We start from the raw sequence: 17,797 nt of genomic DNA, 5'->3' as shown, positions 1-17,797 counted from the left end.
CACGGATCGGACAGCGGAGCTCGCGCGCGGGTGCGGCATCGACGCCGCACCGGCACCACGCTCGGCGAGGCGCAAGTGTAGCGCAGGTCCATGGCCTTGGGCAGTGGCCCTGTACGGGTAAACCCGACGCCCCCGAAACGTGGACAAATCGCCTGCCATGCCCCCGGAATCCGTATCCCGACCGACATTTTTTGGCACAATCTCACCCGACTCGATAAGGGAATCCAAGATGCGACGCGTGGTGTTCAATCAGAAGGGCGGTGTCGGCAAGTCGACCATTACCTGCAACCTGGCGGCGATCAGCGCTCACCAAGGCAAGCGCACGCTGGTGGTGGATCTCGACCCGCAGGGGAACTCGACCCAGTACCTGCTCGGCAGCTCCGGGGAAAACATCGAGACCACGCTCGCCGATTTCTTCGACCAGACGCTCAATTTCAAGCTCAACCCGAAGAAGATCGAGGAATTCATCGTCGCGAGCCCCTTCCCCAGGCTCGACGTGATGCCCTCGCACCCGGGCCTCGAAGACCTCCAGAGCAAGCTCGAATCGCGCTACAAGATCTACAAGCTGCGCGACGCGCTCGCCGAGCTCGGCGATGACTACGACGTCATCTATATCGACACCCCGCCAGCGCTGAACTTCTACACCCGCTCCGCGCTGATTGCCGCGGACAGCTGCCTGATCCCCTTCGACTGCGACGAGTTCTCGCGGCGCGCACTGTATGCGCTGATCGAGAACGTGCAGGAGATCCGGGCCGACCACAACCGCGACCTGTCGGTCGAAGGCATCGTCGTGAACCAGTTCCAGGCCCGCGCCGGCCTGCCGCAGAAGGTCGTGCAGGAGCTGATCGACGAGGGCTTGCCGGTACTGGCTCCCTATCTCTCGGCGTCGGTGAAGATCAAGGAATCGCACGAGCAGTCGCGCCCGATGATCCATCTCGACCCGAAGCACAAGCTCGCGCAGGAATACGTCGCACTCCACGACCGGCTCGCACGCACCTACGGGGCCTGAGCCCGGCTCGATCCCGCGCCCCGCGTCGACGCGGGGCGCCGCACATCATGCGGGGCTGAGCTTCGCCACAGCCAACATCAGCCACTTGATCCCGGCCGAGCCGAAATTGATCTGCACCCGCGCGTCGGCGCCACTGCCTTCGGCCGCCACGATCACCCCCTGACCGAACTTCGCATGCGTCACCAGCTGGCCAACCCGCAGGCCGCCCAGATCCTGGCTTCGCGGCGAGGCCGGCGCCCCCCTGGACGCGAATCCCGAGCGCGCGGGCTCGACGCGCATCCCCGCACCGCTGCGCGCCCCCATGCTGCGCGGGCTGGGTGGCGAAAGCCATTTCACCAGCCCTTCCGGAATTTCCTCGAGGAAGCGCGAGCGCAGGTTGTAGCGCGTCTGGCCGTGCAGCATGCGGCTCTGCGCAAAGCTCAGGTACAGCCGCTCGCGCGCCCGCGTCACCGCGACATACATCAGGCGCCGCTCTTCCTCCAGGCCCTCATTCTCGAGCGCGCTGTTCTCGTGCGGAAATAGCCCCTCCTCGAGCCCGGAGAGGAAGACCACGTCGAACTCCAGCCCCTTCGACGAATGCACGGTCATCAGCTGCACGGCGTCGCTGCCGGCGTCGGCCTGGTGCTCGCCCGCCTCGAGCGACGCGTGGGCGAGAAAATCGGCCAGCAGCGCATGCGGCTGCGCAAGCGCCTCGGCATCCGCGCCCGACTCGCCGAGGAAGTTCGCCGCCGCATTGATCAGTTCGTCGAGGTTCTCGAGCCGTTCCTGCCCTTCCTTCTCGCTGCGATAGAAATCACGCAGCCCGCTCGCGTCGAGGACGTGATCCACGAGCTCGGGGAGCGGCAGGCGGGCCGTGTCGCGGCGCAGATCCTCGACCAGGTGCACGAACTGCGCCAGCACCGTTCCCGGCTTGCCCGAGAGATGCGGCACCGTCGAGTACAGGCTCGCATTCCAGGTGCGCGCGGCGTCCTGCAGCGCTTCCAGGGAACGCGCACCAATGCCGCGCGTCGGAAAATTCACGACGCGGCTGAACGCCGTGTCGTCGTCGGGGTTGGCGATCAGGCGCAGATAGGCCAGCGCGTGCTTGATCTCCTGACGCTCGAAGAAGCGCAGACCGCCATAGACGCGGTACGCAATGCCTGCCGCAAACAACTGGTGTTCGAGCACCCGCGACTGCGCATTCGAGCGATACAGCAGCGCGACGTCCGACCGGCTCATGCCGTCGCGCACCAGCGACTGGATCTCTTCGACGATCCAGCGCGCCTCGTCCATGTCCGCATAGGCCTCGAACACGCGGATCGGTTCGCCCGCACCGCGTTCGGTCCACAGGTTCTTGCCCAACCGGGCGGTGTTGTGGCGGATGATCGCGTTCGCCGCGTCGAGGATGTTGCCGTGCGAGCGGTAGTTCTGCTCCAGCCGGATCACGTTGGCGACACGGAACTCGCGCTCGAAGTCGCGCATGTTGCCGACTTCCGCGCCACGGAAGCGGTAGATCGACTGGTCGTCGTCGCCCACGCAGAACAGGGAGGCGCCGCCTTCACGCCCGTCGTCGGCGAGCAGCTTCAGCCAGCGGTACTGCAGGCGGTTCGTGTCCTGGAACTCGTCGACCAGGATGTGACGGAATCGACGCTGGTAGTGACGCCGGATCGGTTCGTTGCGCTCCAGCAACTCGTAGGTGCGCAACAGCAACTCCGCAAAATCCACAACAGACTCGCGCTGGCATTGCGCCTCATACTCCGCGAAAAGCTCCACCCGGCGTCGGGTGTGATCGTCCCAGGCTTCGACGGCATGCGGACGCAGACCGGCTTCCTTCTGGGCATTGATGAAATGTTGCAGTTCGCGCGGCGGAAACTTCTCGTCATCGACGTTGAGCGCCTTCAGCAGGCGCTTGATCGCCGCAAGCTGGTCGCCCGAATCGAGGATCTGGAACAACTGCGGCAAACCGGCGTCACGGTGGTGCGCGCGCAGCAGGCGGTTGCACAGCCCGTGAAAGGTGCCGATCCACATTCCGCGTGCGGAACGGCCGAAGGACAGCGGCAGCATCGCCGACAGGCGGGCGAGCAGCTCCTTCGCCGCCTTGTTGGTGAAGGTCACCGCGAGGACGCCCTGCGGATCGACCTGGCCGGTCTGCACCAGCCACGCGATGCGGGTCGTGAGGACGCGGGTCTTGCCCGAGCCTGCACCGGCAAGAATCAGCGCATGCTGAGGCGGAAGGGTGACGGCCTGGAGTTGTTCGGGATTGAGATTGACGAGCAGATCGGACATGCGGGCTTCCTGGTCAGGCCGCGATTCTAACCGGGAGCGGCACCTTGTTTCCTCCCGGATCGTCGCCCCAGGACCAGAACAGGGCCCAAAGCCAGCCTAGTTGAACATGAAAACCGTTGCGGCAATGCAACATGCAGTTGAAAACGTATAACGATCGGCGTAGTTTTGAATTGTGCAGAGCAGCAATTCGTTGAGAAATATCAAGGAATCGCCTCGCCAAACCGAAGAAAATTGCAACCAATTTCGATGCTGCATCGCACTAACCGCGCCCTACACGGCCGGCTCAAGAGGCCGATCCGCGCGACGCAAGAACCGGCCGACGATGGCCACCAGGAGAACCCGACCATGAAAACCCCGAAACTACTGCCCTGGTATGCCCGCAAGGCCGGCGTAACCATCGAGCGCGCTACGGTGCTCTGGCACCAGGCCGTGCGCGAGGCGACCGCGGCAACGGGATGGGTGGGCAATTCGGAATACTGGGGCGAAGCGATGAGCGCCTTCCAGCGTCTGCTCGAAAACGAGCGCGCCACCTTCTGCGCGCCGCGCGTGACGCCGATCGTGCGCTGCCAGAACCGCCTCTGGCGCCTGCCGCTGACAGCGATGGAAGACATGGTCTCCGTCTTCTCCGCCAACTGGCAGCGTCAGTCCGCCGCGCCGCGCAAGGCCGCCTGACCGCCCGAACCTCCGCGGCCGACGCCGCGACACCGCCTTCCTCCCTCTCCTTCAAAGGAGATTAAGCATCCGGCTCCCTCCGGATGCTTTTTTTTGTCCGCGCGCAGCCCGCCCGGGCGTGGCAAGTAGAGACGCTGCACGAGGCTCAACGGCTTCGCGGTATACTCGCGTGTTTTCCACGTCTCCACTGCCGCCCGCAAATGCAGGACAAATACACCCCCGCCACGGTCGAATCCGCCGCCCAGCAGCACTGGGAATCCGCCCAGGCCTTCCGCGTCACCGAAGACGCGAGCAAGCCCAAGTACTACTGCCTGAGCATGTTCCCCTACCCGTCGGGCAAGCTGCACATGGGCCACGTGCGCAACTACACGATCGGCGACGTGCTCGCGCGCTACCACCGCATGCGCGGCTACAACGTCCTGCAGCCGATGGGTTGGGACGCCTTCGGCATGCCGGCCGAGAACGCCGCGATCCAGAACAACGTGCCGCCGGCGAAGTGGACCTACGCGAACATCGACTACATGAAGGCGCAGCTCAAGCGCCTCGGTTTCGCGATCGACTGGTCGCGCGAGCTCGCGACCTGCAAGCCCGACTACTATCGCTGGGAACAGTGGCTGTTCACGCGCCTGTACAAGAAGGGACTGATCTACAAGAAGCTCGGCACGGTAAACTGGGATCCGGTGGACGAAACCGTTCTCGCCAACGAGCAGGTCATCGACGGCAAGGGCTGGCGTAGCGGCGCCGTCGTCGAGAAGCGCGAAATCCCGATGTACTACATGAAGATCACCGCCTACGCGGACGAACTTCTCGACGCGCTCGACGCCCTGCCGGGCTGGCCCGAGCAGGTCAAGCTGATGCAGAAGAACTGGATCGGCCGCTCCGAAGGCGTCGAAGTGCATTTCCCCTACGACCTGTCGACGATCGGCAAGTCCGGCGTGCTGAAGGTGTTCACGACCCGCGCCGACACCCTGATGGGCGCGACCTACGTCGCCGTCGCGGCCGAGCACCCGCTCGCGCTGCAGGCTGCGGCCAACAATCCGGAACTCGCCGCCTTCATCGACGAGTGCCGCCACGGCGGCGTCGCCGAGGCCGACCTCGCGACAATGGAAAAGAAGGGCATGCCCACCGGCCTGCGCGTCGTCCATCCGATCTCGGGCGAGTTCATGGACGTGTGGGTCGCGAACTACGTGCTGATGGGCTACGGCGAAGGCGCGGTCATGGCCGTCCCGGCGCACGACGAGCGCGACTTCGCGTTCGCGACGAAATACCGCCTGCCGATCCGGATGGTCGTGAGTTCCACGCGCGACGCCTATGCCGACACCGTCGCGCCGTGGCAGGACGCCTACTCCGAACACGGCCGTCTGGTGAATTCGGGCAAGTACGACGGCCTGCATTTCCAGGACGCCGTCGACGCGATCTCCGCCGATCTTGCGGACAAGGGCCTCGGCGCCAAGCGCACGCAGTACCGCCTGCGCGACTGGGGCATCTCGCGCCAGCGCTACTGGGGCTGCCCGATCCCGATGATCAACTGCGACGACTGCGGCAACGTGCCGGTGCCGGACGAGCAACTGCCGGTGGTGCTGCCTGAAAATGTCGAAGTGACCGGCCGCGGCTCGCCGCTCGCGAAGATGCCCGAGTTCTACCAGTGCAGCTGCCCGCAATGCGGCAAGCCTGCGCGCCGCGAGACCGACACGATGGACACCTTCGTCGAGTCGTCGTGGTACTTCCTGCGCTATGCCTCGACCGACAACGGCAAGGCGATGGTCGATGGGCGCGTGAACTACTGGGCGCCGGTCGACCAGTACATCGGCGGCATCGAGCACGCGATCCTGCACCTGCTCTATTCGCGCTTCTTCACCCGCGCGATGCGCGACGAAGGCCTCGTCAATGTCTCCGAGCCGTTCACGAACCTGCTCACCCAGGGCATGGTCGTCGCCGAGACCTACTACCGCGACGCCGACGGCGGCAAGAAGCAGTGGATCAACCCCGCCGACGTCCAGATCGAACGTGACGACAAGGGCCGCATCACCGCGGCGAAGCTCGCCGCCGACGGTCAGCCGGTCGTCATCGGCGGCACCGAGAAGATGTCGAAGTCGAAGAACAACGGCGTCGATCCGCAAGCCCTGGTCGATCAGTACGGTGCCGACACCGCGCGTCTGTTCATCATCTTCGCCGCGCCGCCGGACCAGCAGCTCGAATGGTCCGATTCGGGCGTCGAGGGCGCCTACCGCTTCCTGCGACGCGTGTGGGCCTTCGGCCACAGCTTCGCCAACGAATTCCGCGCTCAGCTCCCGGCCACGCGCACGCTGGCAACGGCCCAGCTGCCCGACACCCTCGCGTCCGTGCGCCGCGAGATTCACACCTGCCTCAAGCAGGCGAACTACGACTTCGGCAAGCACCAGTTCAACACCGTCGTCTCGGCGGCGATGAAGACCCTCAACGCACTCGAGAAGGCGCCGCGCGACAACGCCGCCGCCCACGCCGAGGTCGCCGAGGAAGGCCTGTCGATCCTGCTGCGCCTGCTCGCCCCGATCACGCCGCACGTCGCACACGCACTGTGGCAGGACTGCGGCTTCGCCGGCGACATCCTCGACGCAAGCTGGCCGGAGCCATCCGACGCCGCACTCAAGCAGGACGAGCTCGACCTCGTGCTGCAGGTCAATGGCAAGCTGCGCGGCAACATCAAGGTCGCAGCGGATGCGAGCTCGTCGCAGATCGAGGCAATCGCCCTGGCCTCCGAGGCGGCGCAGAAATTCATGGAAGGCAAGCCGCCGCGCAAGGTCGTGGTCGTGCCGGGCCGTCTCGTCAACATCGTGGTCTGAGGACTCCAGCGGATGACTCCTTCCCGCACCCGCCGCAGCCTGCTGCTGGCCTTCGGCGCCCTCGCCGTGGCGCCGCTGGCCGGCTGCGGATTCCAGTTGCGCGGACCGCGTCCGCTCGCGTTCGCGACCATCCACGTCGGCGTCAGCGCCCAGGGCGAGTTCGGCGCGGCGCTGCGCCGGCGCATTCGCACCAGCGGCACGACGGAGATCGTCGACGACCCGGCCAAGGCCGAGGTGAAACTCGAGATCCTGCGCAATCAGCCCGAGCGCGAAATCCTGACCCTGACGGGAGCGGGCAAGGTGCGCGAATACGAGCTGCGCCACGTCCTCACCTTCCGGCTGGTCGATCGCGCGGGCAACGAACGCATCCGGCCGACGACGATTTCCGCCAAGCGCGAATACACCTACGACGATTCGCAGGTGCTCGCGAAAGAACAGGAAGAAGCCCTGCTCTACCGTGACATGCAGGGCGATCTCGTCGACCAGCTCATGCGCCGACTCGCCGCCGTCAAGCCGTGATCCTGCGTCCGGAGCAGCTGCCCGCCCTCCTCGACAAGCCGCTCGCCCCGCTTTACCTGCTACACGGCAACGAACCGCTGCTCGTGCTCGAAGCGGCCGACCTGATCCGCGCGGCGGCGCGCAGACAGGGCTTCGAGGAAAGGGAAACGCTGGTCGCCGGACAAGGATTCCGTTGGGACAGCCTGAACGCCGCAGCCGGCAATTTCTCGCTTTTCGGTGGCTCCAAGCTCATCGACCTGCGCATCCCCAACGGCAAGCCCGGCCGAGAGGGCGGCGACGCGCTGCAGCGGCATGCGCGCAACCCCGGCAGCGGTATCGTCACTCTCATCACCCTGCCCGAACTCGACTGGGCTGCGCGCAAGGCCTCATGGTTTACGGCCCTGTGCGACGCCGGCATCGCGGTCGAACTCAACGCGCCCGAACGCGAGCGGCTGCCGGACTGGATCGCCGGCCGTCTCGCGCGCCAAGACCAATCGGCGCCGGCCGAGGCGCTCGCCTTCGTCGCCGAGCACGTCGAAGGCAACCTCCTCGCGGCGCACCAGGAAATCCTCAAGCTCGGGTTGCTGCACGGCGAAGGGCGCCTGACACTGGAGGACGTGCAGGACGCGGTTCTCAACGTCGCCCGCTACGACATCGACAAGCTGCGCCAAGCGCTCCTCGAAGGCGATCCCGTGCGCTGCACGCGCCTGCTCGAAGGCCTGCAGGGCGAGGGAACGGCCCCGCCGCTCGTGCTGTGGGCCCTCGCGAACGAAGTCCGCACCCTCGCAAGTCTCAGCTCCGGTATCGCGTCCGGCCAGCAACTGCCGGCCTTGCTCAAGGCCGAGCGCGTCTTCGACGAACGACGCCGCCAGGCGATCCAGCGCGCCCTGCCGCGCCTCAAACCCGCGACGCTACGCGCCGCGCTGCTGCACGCCGCACGCATCGACCGCATCATCAAGGGCCTCGCCCCGGGCGACGTGTGGGACGAGTTCCTCCAACTCGCGCTCCGGCTGGTCCGCCACTAGCGAGCTCCTTCCGGCACTGGCCGCACGGCACCGTTCGGTGCTTTAATGTTCTTTTGCACGGCAACACCGGAATTTCCATGGACATTCAGGAATACATGCAGACGCTCGGCCGCCAGGCACGCGCCGCCTCGCGCCAGCTCGCCAGCGCATCGACCGCCGACAAGAACGCGGCGCTGTGCGCAATGGCCGCCGCGATCCGCGAGCGCCGCGAGGAGCTCCTCGCCGCCAACGCGCACGACCTCGAAGAAGCTCGCGCGGCCGGACTCGAGCCGGCGATGATCGACCGCCTCACCCTCAACGCAAAGGGCATCGAGGCAATGGCCCAGGGCCTGGAACAGGTCGCGGCGCTGCCCGACCCGGTTGGCGAGATTACCGACGTCAAGCGTCGCCCCTCCGGTATCCAGGTCGGCAAGATGCGCGTTCCCCTCGGCGTCATCGGCATCATCTACGAGGCGCGCCCCAACGTCACCGCCGATGCGGCGGCCCTGTGCCTGAAGTCCGGCAACGCTGCGATCCTGCGCGGCGGCAAGGAAGCCCTGCACTGCAACCAGGCGATCGCCACCTGCGTGCGCGCCGGTCTCGCCGCCGCCGGACTCCCGGAAACGGCCGTCCAGGTCGTGGACACCACCGACCGGGCCGCCGTAGGCCACCTCATCACGATGCCCGAATTCGTCGACGTCATCGTTCCACGCGGCGGCAAGGGGCTGATCGAGCGGATCTCGCGCGAAGCGCGCGTGCCGGTGATCAAGCATCTCGACGGCAACTGTCACGTCTATATCGAAACCGAGGCCGATCCGGCCAAGGTCGTGCCCATCGTCGAAAACGCCAAGACGCAGCGCTACGGCACGTGCAATACCGCCGAGTCGCTGCTGATCGACCGCGCCGTGGCAGCCCGCTTCCTGCCGGAGATCGCCCGCATGCTCGCCGCCAAGGAAGTCGAAATGCGCGGCTGCAGCGAATCGCTCGCGATCCTGCGCGACGCTGCAATTCCCGGCGCCCGCATCGTCGCAGCAACCGAGCAGGACTGGAGCGAGGAATACCTTGCGCCGATCATCGCGATCAAGGTGGTGTCGAATATCGACGAGGCGATCGCGCACATCAATACCTACAGTTCGGGGCATACCGAGGCGATCATCACCGAGAATTACACCCGCGCGATGCGTTTCCTGCGCGAGGTCGATTCGTCCTCGGTAATGGTCAACGCCTCGACGCGCTTTGCCGACGGCTTCGAGTACGGACTGGGTGCCGAAATCGGCATCTCCACCGACAAGATCCACGCACGAGGCCCGGTCGGCCTCGAAGGCCTCACGAGCCAGAAGTGGATCGTGTTCGGCAATGGAGAAACACGCCGCTGACAACGGCCCGACGCAGGCCGCCGCCCAACCCGCATGAAAACGCCCGTCCCCGCACGGGCGTTTTCATGCGGCAAGAGAAGATGATTCGGAAAACCGAGGAGACGCTGTGATGAACCATCGCCCCCTGCTTGCTGCGCTCGCATTCGCTGCCGCGACGGCACATGTTTCCCTCGCCGCCGCTGCGACCAACGTGGCCGGCGTGACTTTCGAAGACACCGCCAGCGTCGCCGGCCAGACACTGGTTATCAACGGCGCGGGCGTGCGCACGCGCCTGCTGTTCAAGGTTTATGCGATGGGTCTGTATGTACCGCAACGCGCCAATGATGCAGGCACGCTGCAGAGCCAGCCCGGAAGCAAGCGCATCCGCATCGTCACGCTGCGCGATCTGAGCGCCGAGCAGTTCCTCGAAGCGCTCGTCGAGGGGCTGAAGAAGAATCACACCGCCGAAGCGCTCGCCGCACTCGAACCTGCGCTCGGAGCGTTCCGCAAGGGCATGCTCGAGATCAAGGACGCGCCCGCGAATACCGAAGTCCTGATCGAATCGTGGAATGGCATCACGCGCCTGACCGTGGCAGGGAAGCGACGTGGCGAAGACATCGCCGACGAGCGTTTCTTCCCCGCGCTGCTGCGCATCTGGATCGGCGACGTTCCCGCTGACGCCGAGCTCAAGCAGAACCTGCTCGGCAAGCCTTCGTAATACGGCCGGTCATTTCGGTACGACGTTCACCTGCAAGTACGCGCTGCACAATCAATCCGATGAATTCCGACCGCAACACCTCCGCGAGGACCACATTCTCGGCCATCCTGACGCTGCCCTTCGGCGGGCTGGGAGTGCGCGCCGACCACAACTGCATCCGCGAACTGGTCTTCCTCCCGCCGGGGACGCTCGCCCGCGCCCCCGACAGCCCGCTTGCCGAACGGGCGGCAATGCAGTTGCTCGCCTGGCTCGACGACCCCGACCGCCCCTTCGACCTCCCGCTCGCGGAGCGCGGCACGCCGTTCCAGCGGCGCGTGTGGTCGTCGATTGCCGCCATCCCGCGCGGCAGCCATCGCACCTACGGTGAAATTGCCGCGACCATGAACAGCGCCGCGCGCGCGGTCGGCCAAGCCTGTGGAGCCAACCCCTTTCCCATCGTCGTCCCCTGTCACCGCGTGGTCGCCGCGGGAGGGGGACTCGGCGGCTTTGCCAATTCCACCGGCGGTTACCTTCTCGACACCAAACGCTGGCTGCTCCAGTTCGAGGCCGGCCGGTGAGCGTCGAGAACCGCCTCGACCCCGCCAACCGGTCCGAACTCGACAGTTTCAACGACGCGATGTGGCTCGAACATGGCCTGTCACGCAACACCCTCGCCGGGTATCGCAGCGACCTCGCCCTATTCGCATTCTGGCTTCAGGAGCGAGGCGCACAGCTACCGCATGCGCGTGCGCCGGACCTGGCGGCCTACCTCGCCGAATTCAGCCTGAGGTCCAGACCTGCCAGCCAGCGACGCCTGCTCGCAGCCTGGCGCCGCTACTACCGCCACCTGCTCGTGCAGGGACGCATTGACGACGATCCCACCACGCTGCTCGATCCGCCGATGCGCACCGAGCGCTTCCCCAAGACCCTTACCGAAGCCCAGGTCGATTCCCTGCTCGCAGCCCCCGATGTCGACAACCCCATCGGCCTGCGCGATCGCAGCATGCTGGAAGTGCTATATGCCACAGGGTTACGAGTTTCGGAACTCGTCGGACTCAAGATATTTTCCGCGAGTCTTTCCGACGGTGTCGTCAGGGTAATGGGGAAAGGCAGCAAGGAACGGCTGGTTCCGCTCGGCGAAGAAGCGATCGACTGGCTCGCCCGCTATCTGCGCAATGCCCGCCCCGCGCTGCTTGCCGGAAAGAGCAGCGACGACGTCTTCGTCAGCAGGCGGGGCAGCGGCATGACGCGCCAGATGTTCTGGCGCATCATAAAACAGTACGCGACGACTTCCGGCATTCCCGCCGAAAGCATCTCGCCCCACACGCTACGCCACGCCTTTGCGACCCACCTGCTCAACCATGGCGCCGATTTGCGCGTCGTGCAGATGCTTTTGGGCCACGCCGACATATCGACCACCCAGGTCTACACGCACGTGGCGCGCGAGCGCCTGAAAGCACTGCATGCGCGGCATCACCCGCGTGGATGAATCATTTCGTCAAATACGCTTTCAAATTCGATACGCAATCCGGAGCATCATCATGAGCAAACAGGACGCGCACGCACCCGAAACGCCGGCCACGCGTTTTCTCAAGCAGCACTCCGTCGCCTTTTCAGCGCATCTCTATGATTACGAGGCACACGGGGGAACAAAAGTGTCCTCGCGCGAACTCAATGTTCCCGAACACGCGGTAGTCAAAACATTGGTCATGGAAGATGAAAATGCCGCTCCGCTGATCGTGCTGATGCATGGCGACCGCAAGGTTTCCACCAAGGAGCTGGCGCGCCAGACGGGAAGAAAACGCGTCGAACCATGCGCCCCGGAAACCGCCAACCGGCACTCCGGCTACCTCGTCGGCGGCACATCCCCCTTCGGCTTGCGCAAGCGCATGCCGATATTCATGGAAAGGACGATTCTCGACCTCGCGCTCGTCTATATCAACGGCGGCCGGCGCGGCTTTCTGGTCGGAGTCAGCCCCCACGAGATAATGCGCGTATTGCAACCGGAACTGGTCAGCGCATCCATTTGAACGCCGTCACCCGACTCCGATTACGATTTCGATCCATTTTCCGATTCTAATTCCCCGGAATAGCTGGCAGAATATGCGCAGCCAATCATCCGAACGCTCCGTAGCCCGCAACGCGGACGAGGACGATTGTCCAGATCAGAGATCAGATCAATAACAATTGAAACCGGAGAAAACATGGAACTGGCCAAGATGTCGCTGACCGAATTGCGCCGCCTGCAATCCAAGGTCGAAACGGAGATCCGTCGACGCAGCGATTCCGCCCGTCGCGACCTCCTGAAGAAAATGCAGAAGATGGCTGCCGAAGAGGGCCTGTCGCTGAGCGACCTGCTGCCCAACGCTGCCGCGGAAGAAAAGAATGCGCCGACCAAGCGCAAGGCGAAAGCTGTCGTCAAGAAGACCGCCACTGTCGCCGTGAAATACCGCAACCCGGCAAATCCGGTAATCGGTTGGAGCGGCCGCGGGCGCAAGCCGCAGTGGGTGATCGACTGGCTTGCCCAGAACAAGCCGCTCGCCGAACTCGAGGCCGTCGCAGCGAAATAAGCCGATTCGGGGCACTCGGTGCCCCGGTCAAGGCTTCCTCTTTCAGCTCGTAGCCGGGGGAAGGGAAATCCCCTCCCGGCCGCGCTGGATATATACCCCGACTCGCCGCACCCCTTTCATGACTCCCAGCTTGGCGATGCGGATCTTCACCCAGGGAGCGCCGAATTCGTCGAACAGGAGTTTCACGACGAATTCGCCGAGGGTTTCTATCAGGTTGAAGTGGCGCTCGCCGAGCTCCTTGCGGATTCGCTCGATCACTTCCGCATAGTCGATCGTGTCGGCGATATCGTCCTGCTCTGCCGCCGAATCGGGAACCCCGAACGTGAGGTTGAGTTCCAGCGTCTGCGGCGCGGCCTTTTCGCGCGAATAGATGCCGACCCAGGCCTGAACCCTCAGTTCCTCGATGAAAATGAAATCCATGTCGCTTCCCGATTAGAATCGCGGCAATTCTAGGTGAAAAAATGACCCTACTGGCTTTATTGCTGGCCGCCTACCTGCTCGGCTCCATTCCCTTCGCCATCGTTTCGAGCCGCATTTTCGGTCTCGCCGACCCGCGCAAGTACGGCTCCGGCAACCCGGGCGCCACCAACGTCCTGCGCAGCGGCAACAAGTCCGCAGCCCTGCTGACCCTGCTGGGCGACTGCGCCAAGGGATGGCTCGCAGTCTGGGGCGCATCCCGTCTCGGCTTCGACGCCACCGACACCGCCCTCGCCGGCCTCGCCGCCTTCCTCGGACACGTTTTCAGCGTGTTCCTGCGCTTCAACGGCGGCAAGGGCGTGGCAACCGCACTCGGCGTACTGCTCGGAATCAACGGATGGGTCGCACTGTCCGCGCTGGCAACCTGGCTCGCGATCGCATTCGCAACGCGCTACTCGTCGGCCGCTGCGCTCTGCGCCGCCCTGGCCACCCCCATCGCCGGCTACGTCCTGCTCGGACCGACCCCGGTGGTCGGCATTCTCGCGCTCGTCGCCGCAATCCTTATCTGGCGGCACAGCACCAACATCCGCAAACTGCTCGACGGCACCGAAGGCCGCATCGGCGGCCGCAAGGCCTGACATTCGCCAGTTCGCGTCAGGCCGCCCCGGGAGCACGCAGCGCCGCCAGAGGCCAGCGCGGATGAACCTTGACCGCACAAGCCATGCCGGGCACCTCGCCGGCCGCCAGCCGGCGCGCACCGGCAAATGCGATCATCGCTCCGTTGTCGGTGCACAGCTCCGGCTCCGGGTAATACACCCGCCAACCCTTGCGCCGCGTCGCCACATCGAGGCGCTGGCGCAACTGCCGGTTGGCGCCGACGCCGCCGGCCACCACCAGTCGCGACAGGCCGGTCAATTCCAGAGCCTTCAGCGCCTTTGCGCACAGCACGTCTACCGCCGCATCCTGAAAGTCGGCTGCCAGATCCGCGGCGTCCTCAGGCTTCCACTCAGGGCCGGACACGACGTTCAACACCGCGGTTTTCAAACCGCTGAAGCTGAAATCAAGATCGCCCGACTTGAGCATCGGCCGCGGAAGACGGAACCGGCCCGGGTGCCCGCGCTCCGCCAGCCGCGCCAACTGCGGGCCGCCAGGGTATCCCAGGCCGATCAGTTTGGCCGTCTTGTCGAATGCTTCGCCCGCTGCATCGTCGAGCGACTCACCCAGCAGCACGTATTCCCCCACACCCGTCACCTGCATGAGTTGGGTATGTCCGCCGGAAACCAGCAGCGCCACGAACGGAAATTCCGGCGGATCCGCTGACAGCAGCGGAGAAAGCAGATGTCCCTCGAGGTGATGCACGGGCAACACCGGCACACCCAGCGACATCCCGAGCGCCTCCGCATAGCTCGCCCCGACCAGCAGCGCCCCCGCGAGACCCGGCCCAGCCGTGTAGGCGATCGCATCGATCTGCGCGAGGCTGCAGCCGGACTCGGCAAGCACCTGTCGCACGAGGGCCGGAAGGCGGCGGATATGGTCGCGCGAAGCCAGCTCCGGAACGACACCACCATAGGTCGCATGCAGATCGATCTGCGAATGCACGCAATGCCCGAGCAATCCTGCCTCGACGTCGAACACGGCCACCCCCGTTTCATCGCAGGAGCTTTCGATTCCCAGAACTCTCATGATTTGCAGCCAGCAGCCTCGCCGATGGGACAGAGCGCCATTCTAACGGGCCGGCAATCGGAAAGCTAAGTTTGTACTTGGCTTGTCGGAATCGAACGGATATAATCCGCGTTTTCCGCCTACCAGACACACAAGGAAGTTCGCAATGCCGGGTATCCGCGTCAAGGAGAACGAGCCGTTCGAAGTCGCCATTCGCCGCTTCAAGCGCACCATCGAAAAAACCGGTTTGCTGACTGAGCTGCGCGCCCGCGAGTTCTACGAAAAGCCCACCGCGGAGCGTAAGCGCAAGTCGGCCGCCGCGGTCAAGCGCAACCACAAGCGCCTGCGCAGTCAGACCCTGCCGCCGAAGCTGTACTGATCCCTTCCGGATCCAGCAACCGGTCACCCACGCCGGGCGCAAGTCATTCGACTTGCGCCCGGCGTGGCTTTTGTATTTCCATTCGGAGCATTGCCCATGTCTCTCATGCAACGCATCCAGGACGACATGAAGGCCGCCTTGCGCGCCAAGGATAGCGCACGCCTCTCTGCCGTGCGCCTGCTCATCGCCGCAATCAAGCAGCGCGAGATCGATGACCGGATCCAGCTCGACGACGCCGGCATCCTGAGCACGGTCGAGAAGCTCGTCAAACAGCGCCGCGACTCGGCGAGCCAGTACGACGCCGCAAACCGCCCCGACCTCGCTGCCAACGAGCGCTTCGAGATCGAGGTGCTGTCGGCCTACCTGCCCGCCCAGCTGTCGGACGCCGAACTCGACGCCGAGATCGCCGCCGCCATCGCCGATGCCGGAGCGACGAGCATCGCCGACCTCGGCCGCGTGATGCCGCAGCTCAAGGCGCGCCTTGCCGGACGTGCGGACATGGCCGAAGCCTCGCGCAGGGTGCGCGCCAGACTTTCGACCTGAGCGCCTACCGCCCGCCCGAGCGCGGGCGGCGGCAACCATGATCCCGCAGTCGTTCATCCAGGACCTGCTCGCGCGCGTCGACATCGTCGACGTCATCGAACGCCACCTCACCCTCAAGAAGAGTGGCGCGAACTACTTCGCCTGCTGCCCCTTCCACGGGGAAAAGTCCGCATCGTTCTCCGTCAGCCCGAGCAAGCAGTTCTACCACTGCTTCGGCTGCGGCGCGCACGGCAGCGCTGTCGGCTTCCTGATGGAATACAGCGGGCTCTCTTTCGTGGAGGCAGTCAAGGAACTCGCATCCCACGCAGGCTTGCAGGTTCCACAGGAAACCCGCCCCGGCTTCCGGCCCGAAGCGCCGTCCGCTCACGAGGGACTGGTCGAGGCCATGACCGCCGCCGCGCGCTTCTATCGCGAACAACTCAAGACGGCGCCTGTTGCGATCGACTACCTCAAACGACGCGGCGTGTCGGGGGAGATCGCCGCCCGCTTCGGCATCGGCTTCGCACCCGAAGACTGGCAAGCGCTGCGCGGCACCTTTCCGAACTACGACGCCAAGACCCTGCTCGATGCCGGCCTAGTGATCGAAAACGACGCCGGCCGCCGCTACGACCGCTTCCGCAACCGCATCATGTTCCCGATCCAGGACCGCCGCGGGCGCATCATCGCGTTCGGCGGCAGAGTCCTCGACGCAGGCGAACCCAAATACCTCAACTCCCCCGAAACGCCGCTGTTCGAGAAGGGACGCGAGCTGTACGGCCTTCCGCAGGCGCAGAAGGCGATCCGCGACGCCGGCTACTCGATTGTCGTCGAGGGCTACATGGATGTCGTCGCTCTTGCGCAATTCGGCGTCGCCAATGCCGTCGCAACCCTCGGAACCGCGACCACCCCGCATCACATCAACACGCTGCTGCGCCAGTCGCAGCGCATCGTCTTCTGCTTCGATGGCGACAACGCGGGACGCAAGGCGGCGCGGCGCGCGCTCGAGTCCGCGCTCGAGGCGCTGCGCGACGACGTTACGCTGGCCTTCCTGTTCCTGCCCGAACGGCACGACCCGGACTCCTTCGTTCGCGAGTACGGCGCCGAAGCGTTCAATCAGGCCGCTAACGACGCCACACCGCTGACGGCGTTTCTGCTCAACGAACTGCGCGCAGAATGCGCGCTCGACACCGCAGAAGGCCGCGCCAGGCTCGTGCATGACGCAAAGCCTCTCGTCACCCGCATCGCGGCGCCGATGCTGCGCCTGCAGATCATCAAGGCGATCGCAGACGCCTCCGGATTCAGCCAGGGTGAAGTCGAAACCGCCTTCGGCCTCAAACCGCAAGCCACCTCGCGTCAGTCGCGCGAGGGCGCATTCGACGGCCGGCGCGACCGCAACACCCAGGATTTCTCCGCCCCGCCCCCGAACCGCCAGCGCAGACGCCCCCCCTCGGAAGCAAACACCCTCTTGCGTCTTGTCCTGCAGCATCCCGCGTGGGCCGCACGGCTGCCGGTCGACCTCATCCCCGTCCATACCGCCGAAGGCCGCGCGCTGGTTGCGATCATCGACTTGTCGAGCACCGGCGACCTGGCAATGAACGCCGGACTGGGCGCGCTGGTCGAACAGTTCCGCGACACGCCCCACGCCGAGACGCTGGCGCGCGTGGCTGCGGAACTGGTCGACGCGGAATTTGACGAAGACGTCGTCGAAATGCTCTTCGCGGACACCCTGAACAAGCTCCACGCCAATGCGATCGCCCGCGAGATTGCCGCCCTGACGGCGCAGGAGCGTGAAGCGGGGCTTTCCGCGATGGACCGACATCGGCTCGCTGAACTGCTGCTCGAAAAAATGAGTCTTGTCAACGCCCGCAAACAGCTGGACGTTTAGTATAATTGCAGGTTACCCAATTCATATTTCGCCCGATTCA

18 protein-coding genes are annotated in these 17,797 nt (G+C 65.1%); 15 read left to right on the top strand and 3 right to left on the bottom strand.

Going from position 1 to position 17,797, the window contains the following annotated elements; all coding sequences use genetic code 11:
- Nucleotides 1-229 precede the first annotated feature (229 nt).
- Complete coding sequence (locus tag BW991_RS13920; protein WP_076602705.1) at nucleotides 230-1,009, top strand: ParA family protein; 780 nt, start codon at nucleotides 230-232, stop codon at nucleotides 1,007-1,009.
- Between the two features lie 45 nt (nucleotides 1,010-1,054).
- Here BW991_RS13920 and BW991_RS13915 read toward each other — a convergent pair whose 3' ends face one another.
- The gene (locus BW991_RS13915) at nucleotides 1,055-3,274 is read right to left on the bottom strand and encodes a UvrD-helicase domain-containing protein (protein WP_076602704.1); all 2,220 of its coding nucleotides are present in this window, start codon (nucleotides 3,272-3,274) and stop codon (nucleotides 1,055-1,057) included.
- 345 nt (nucleotides 3,275-3,619) lie between these two features.
- On the opposite strand from BW991_RS13915, the gene BW991_RS13910 reads away from it, so the two are divergent.
- The 10 genes from BW991_RS13910 to BW991_RS13865 all read left to right on the top strand — a co-directional run bounded on the left by BW991_RS13910 (nucleotide 3,620) and on the right by BW991_RS13865 (nucleotide 12,892).
- Nucleotides 3,620-3,946 carry a hypothetical protein gene (locus tag BW991_RS13910; RefSeq protein WP_076602703.1) on the top strand — a complete coding sequence of 109 codons (327 nt, stop codon included), beginning with the start codon at nucleotides 3,620-3,622 and terminating at the stop codon, nucleotides 3,944-3,946.
- A gap of 200 nt (nucleotides 3,947-4,146) precedes the next feature.
- On the top strand, nucleotides 4,147-6,768 hold the full coding sequence (leuS, locus tag BW991_RS13905; RefSeq protein WP_076602702.1) for a leucine--tRNA ligase: 2,622 nt from the start codon (nucleotides 4,147-4,149) through the stop codon (nucleotides 6,766-6,768).
- A 12-nt stretch (nucleotides 6,769-6,780) separates the two neighbouring features.
- Nucleotides 6,781-7,287 (top strand): LPS-assembly lipoprotein LptE, encoded by a 507-nt coding sequence (locus BW991_RS13900; RefSeq protein WP_076602701.1) that lies wholly within the window; start codon nucleotides 6,781-6,783, stop codon nucleotides 7,285-7,287.
- Nucleotides 7,284-8,291, top strand: a complete 1,008-nt coding sequence (holA, locus tag BW991_RS13895; protein ID WP_076602700.1) for a DNA polymerase III subunit delta — start codon at nucleotides 7,284-7,286, stop codon at nucleotides 8,289-8,291. Before BW991_RS13900 ends, holA begins: the two co-directional genes overlap by 4 nt.
- Before the next feature lie 77 nt (nucleotides 8,292-8,368).
- Entirely contained in the window at nucleotides 8,369-9,646 is a 1,278-nt protein-coding gene (locus BW991_RS13890) for a glutamate-5-semialdehyde dehydrogenase (RefSeq protein WP_076602699.1), read from the top strand.
- 109 nt (nucleotides 9,647-9,755) lie between these two features.
- Complete coding sequence (locus tag BW991_RS13885; protein WP_076602698.1) at nucleotides 9,756-10,343, top strand: chalcone isomerase family protein; 588 nt, start codon at nucleotides 9,756-9,758, stop codon at nucleotides 10,341-10,343.
- A gap of 59 nt (nucleotides 10,344-10,402) precedes the next feature.
- Entirely contained in the window at nucleotides 10,403-10,900 is a 498-nt protein-coding gene (locus BW991_RS13880) for a methylated-DNA--[protein]-cysteine S-methyltransferase (RefSeq protein WP_076602697.1), read from the top strand.
- The gene (gene xerD / locus BW991_RS13875) at nucleotides 10,897-11,811 is read left to right on the top strand and encodes a site-specific tyrosine recombinase XerD (RefSeq protein WP_170879106.1); all 915 of its coding nucleotides are present in this window, start codon (nucleotides 10,897-10,899) and stop codon (nucleotides 11,809-11,811) included. The genes BW991_RS13880 and xerD overlap by 4 nt, the downstream gene beginning before the upstream one ends.
- 52 nt (nucleotides 11,812-11,863) lie before the next feature.
- Nucleotides 11,864-12,352, top strand: coding sequence for an aminoacyl-tRNA deacylase (locus BW991_RS13870; protein WP_076602695.1), 489 nt, complete (start codon nucleotides 11,864-11,866; stop codon nucleotides 12,350-12,352).
- A 174-nt stretch (nucleotides 12,353-12,526) separates the two neighbouring features.
- Nucleotides 12,527-12,892 (top strand): H-NS histone family protein, encoded by a 366-nt coding sequence (locus tag BW991_RS13865; RefSeq protein ID WP_076602694.1) that lies wholly within the window; start codon nucleotides 12,527-12,529, stop codon nucleotides 12,890-12,892.
- Between the two features lie 42 nt (nucleotides 12,893-12,934).
- On the opposite strand, the gene BW991_RS13860 is transcribed toward BW991_RS13865, so the two are convergent.
- Nucleotides 12,935-13,312, bottom strand: coding sequence for a dihydroneopterin aldolase (locus tag BW991_RS13860; RefSeq protein WP_076602693.1), 378 nt, complete (start codon nucleotides 13,310-13,312; stop codon nucleotides 12,935-12,937).
- Between the two features lie 41 nt (nucleotides 13,313-13,353).
- On the opposite strand from BW991_RS13860, the gene plsY reads away from it, so the two are divergent.
- Nucleotides 13,354-13,947, top strand: a complete 594-nt coding sequence (plsY, locus tag BW991_RS13855) for a glycerol-3-phosphate 1-O-acyltransferase PlsY (protein ID WP_076602692.1) — start codon at nucleotides 13,354-13,356, stop codon at nucleotides 13,945-13,947.
- Between the two features lie 16 nt (nucleotides 13,948-13,963).
- On the opposite strand, the gene tsaD is transcribed toward plsY, so the two are convergent.
- Entirely contained in the window at nucleotides 13,964-14,992 is a 1,029-nt protein-coding gene (gene tsaD / locus BW991_RS13850) for a tRNA (adenosine(37)-N6)-threonylcarbamoyltransferase complex transferase subunit TsaD (RefSeq protein ID WP_076602691.1), read from the bottom strand.
- 145 nt (nucleotides 14,993-15,137) lie between these two features.
- Between tsaD and rpsU the strand changes: the two genes are divergently transcribed.
- The 3 genes from rpsU (at nucleotide 15,138) to dnaG (ending at nucleotide 17,757) form a co-directional block, all read left to right on the top strand.
- The gene (gene rpsU / locus BW991_RS13845; protein WP_011238288.1) at nucleotides 15,138-15,350 is read left to right on the top strand and encodes a 30S ribosomal protein S21; all 213 of its coding nucleotides are present in this window, start codon (nucleotides 15,138-15,140) and stop codon (nucleotides 15,348-15,350) included.
- Nucleotides 15,351-15,446: 96 nt separating this feature from the next.
- Nucleotides 15,447-15,893, top strand: a complete 447-nt coding sequence (locus tag BW991_RS13840) for a GatB/YqeY domain-containing protein (protein WP_076602690.1) — start codon at nucleotides 15,447-15,449, stop codon at nucleotides 15,891-15,893.
- Nucleotides 15,894-15,930: 37 nt separating this feature from the next.
- Nucleotides 15,931-17,757: a DNA primase gene (gene dnaG, locus BW991_RS13835; protein WP_076602689.1), complete on the top strand. Its 1,827-nt coding sequence runs from the start codon at nucleotides 15,931-15,933 to the stop codon at nucleotides 17,755-17,757.
- Nucleotides 17,758-17,797 lie beyond the last annotated feature (40 nt).

Origin of the sequence: Aromatoleum tolulyticum, from assembly GCF_900156155.1 — a bacterium.
Lineage (GTDB): Bacteria > Pseudomonadota > Gammaproteobacteria > Burkholderiales > Rhodocyclaceae > Aromatoleum > Aromatoleum tolulyticum.
This window is presented reverse-complemented; position numbering and strand designations above follow the sequence as displayed.

Bases quoted from the DNA above. Each gene is read 5' to 3' on its own strand.
- BW991_RS13900 (WP_076602701.1), top strand. From the start codon at position 6,781: ATGACTCCTTCCCGCACCCGCCGCAGCCTGCTGCTGGCCTTCGGCGCC.
- BW991_RS13920 (WP_076602705.1), top strand. From the start codon at position 230: ATGCGACGCGTGGTGTTCAATCAGAAGGGCGGTGTCGGCAAGTCGACC.
- BW991_RS13885 (WP_076602698.1), top strand. From the start codon at position 9,756: ATGAACCATCGCCCCCTGCTTGCTGCGCTCGCATTCGCTGCCGCGACG.
- rpsU (WP_011238288.1), top strand. From the start codon at position 15,138: ATGCCGGGTATCCGCGTCAAGGAGAACGAGCCGTTCGAAGTCGCCATT.
- BW991_RS13880 (WP_076602697.1), top strand. From the start codon at position 10,403: ATGAATTCCGACCGCAACACCTCCGCGAGGACCACATTCTCGGCCATC.
- BW991_RS13865 (WP_076602694.1), top strand. From the start codon at position 12,527: ATGGAACTGGCCAAGATGTCGCTGACCGAATTGCGCCGCCTGCAATCC.
- BW991_RS13890 (WP_076602699.1), top strand. From the start codon at position 8,369: ATGGACATTCAGGAATACATGCAGACGCTCGGCCGCCAGGCACGCGCC.
- BW991_RS13915 (WP_076602704.1), bottom strand. From the start codon at position 3,274: ATGTCCGATCTGCTCGTCAATCTCAATCCCGAACAACTCCAGGCCGTC.
- BW991_RS13910 (WP_076602703.1), top strand. From the start codon at position 3,620: ATGAAAACCCCGAAACTACTGCCCTGGTATGCCCGCAAGGCCGGCGTA.
- BW991_RS13870 (WP_076602695.1), top strand. From the start codon at position 11,864: ATGAGCAAACAGGACGCGCACGCACCCGAAACGCCGGCCACGCGTTTT.
- dnaG (WP_076602689.1), top strand. From the start codon at position 15,931: ATGATCCCGCAGTCGTTCATCCAGGACCTGCTCGCGCGCGTCGACATC.
- plsY (WP_076602692.1), top strand. From the start codon at position 13,354: ATGACCCTACTGGCTTTATTGCTGGCCGCCTACCTGCTCGGCTCCATT.
- leuS (WP_076602702.1), top strand. From the start codon at position 4,147: ATGCAGGACAAATACACCCCCGCCACGGTCGAATCCGCCGCCCAGCAG.
- BW991_RS13840 (WP_076602690.1), top strand. From the start codon at position 15,447: ATGTCTCTCATGCAACGCATCCAGGACGACATGAAGGCCGCCTTGCGC.
- BW991_RS13860 (WP_076602693.1), bottom strand. From the start codon at position 13,312: ATGGATTTCATTTTCATCGAGGAACTGAGGGTTCAGGCCTGGGTCGGC.
- tsaD (WP_076602691.1), bottom strand. From the start codon at position 14,992: ATGAGAGTTCTGGGAATCGAAAGCTCCTGCGATGAAACGGGGGTGGCC.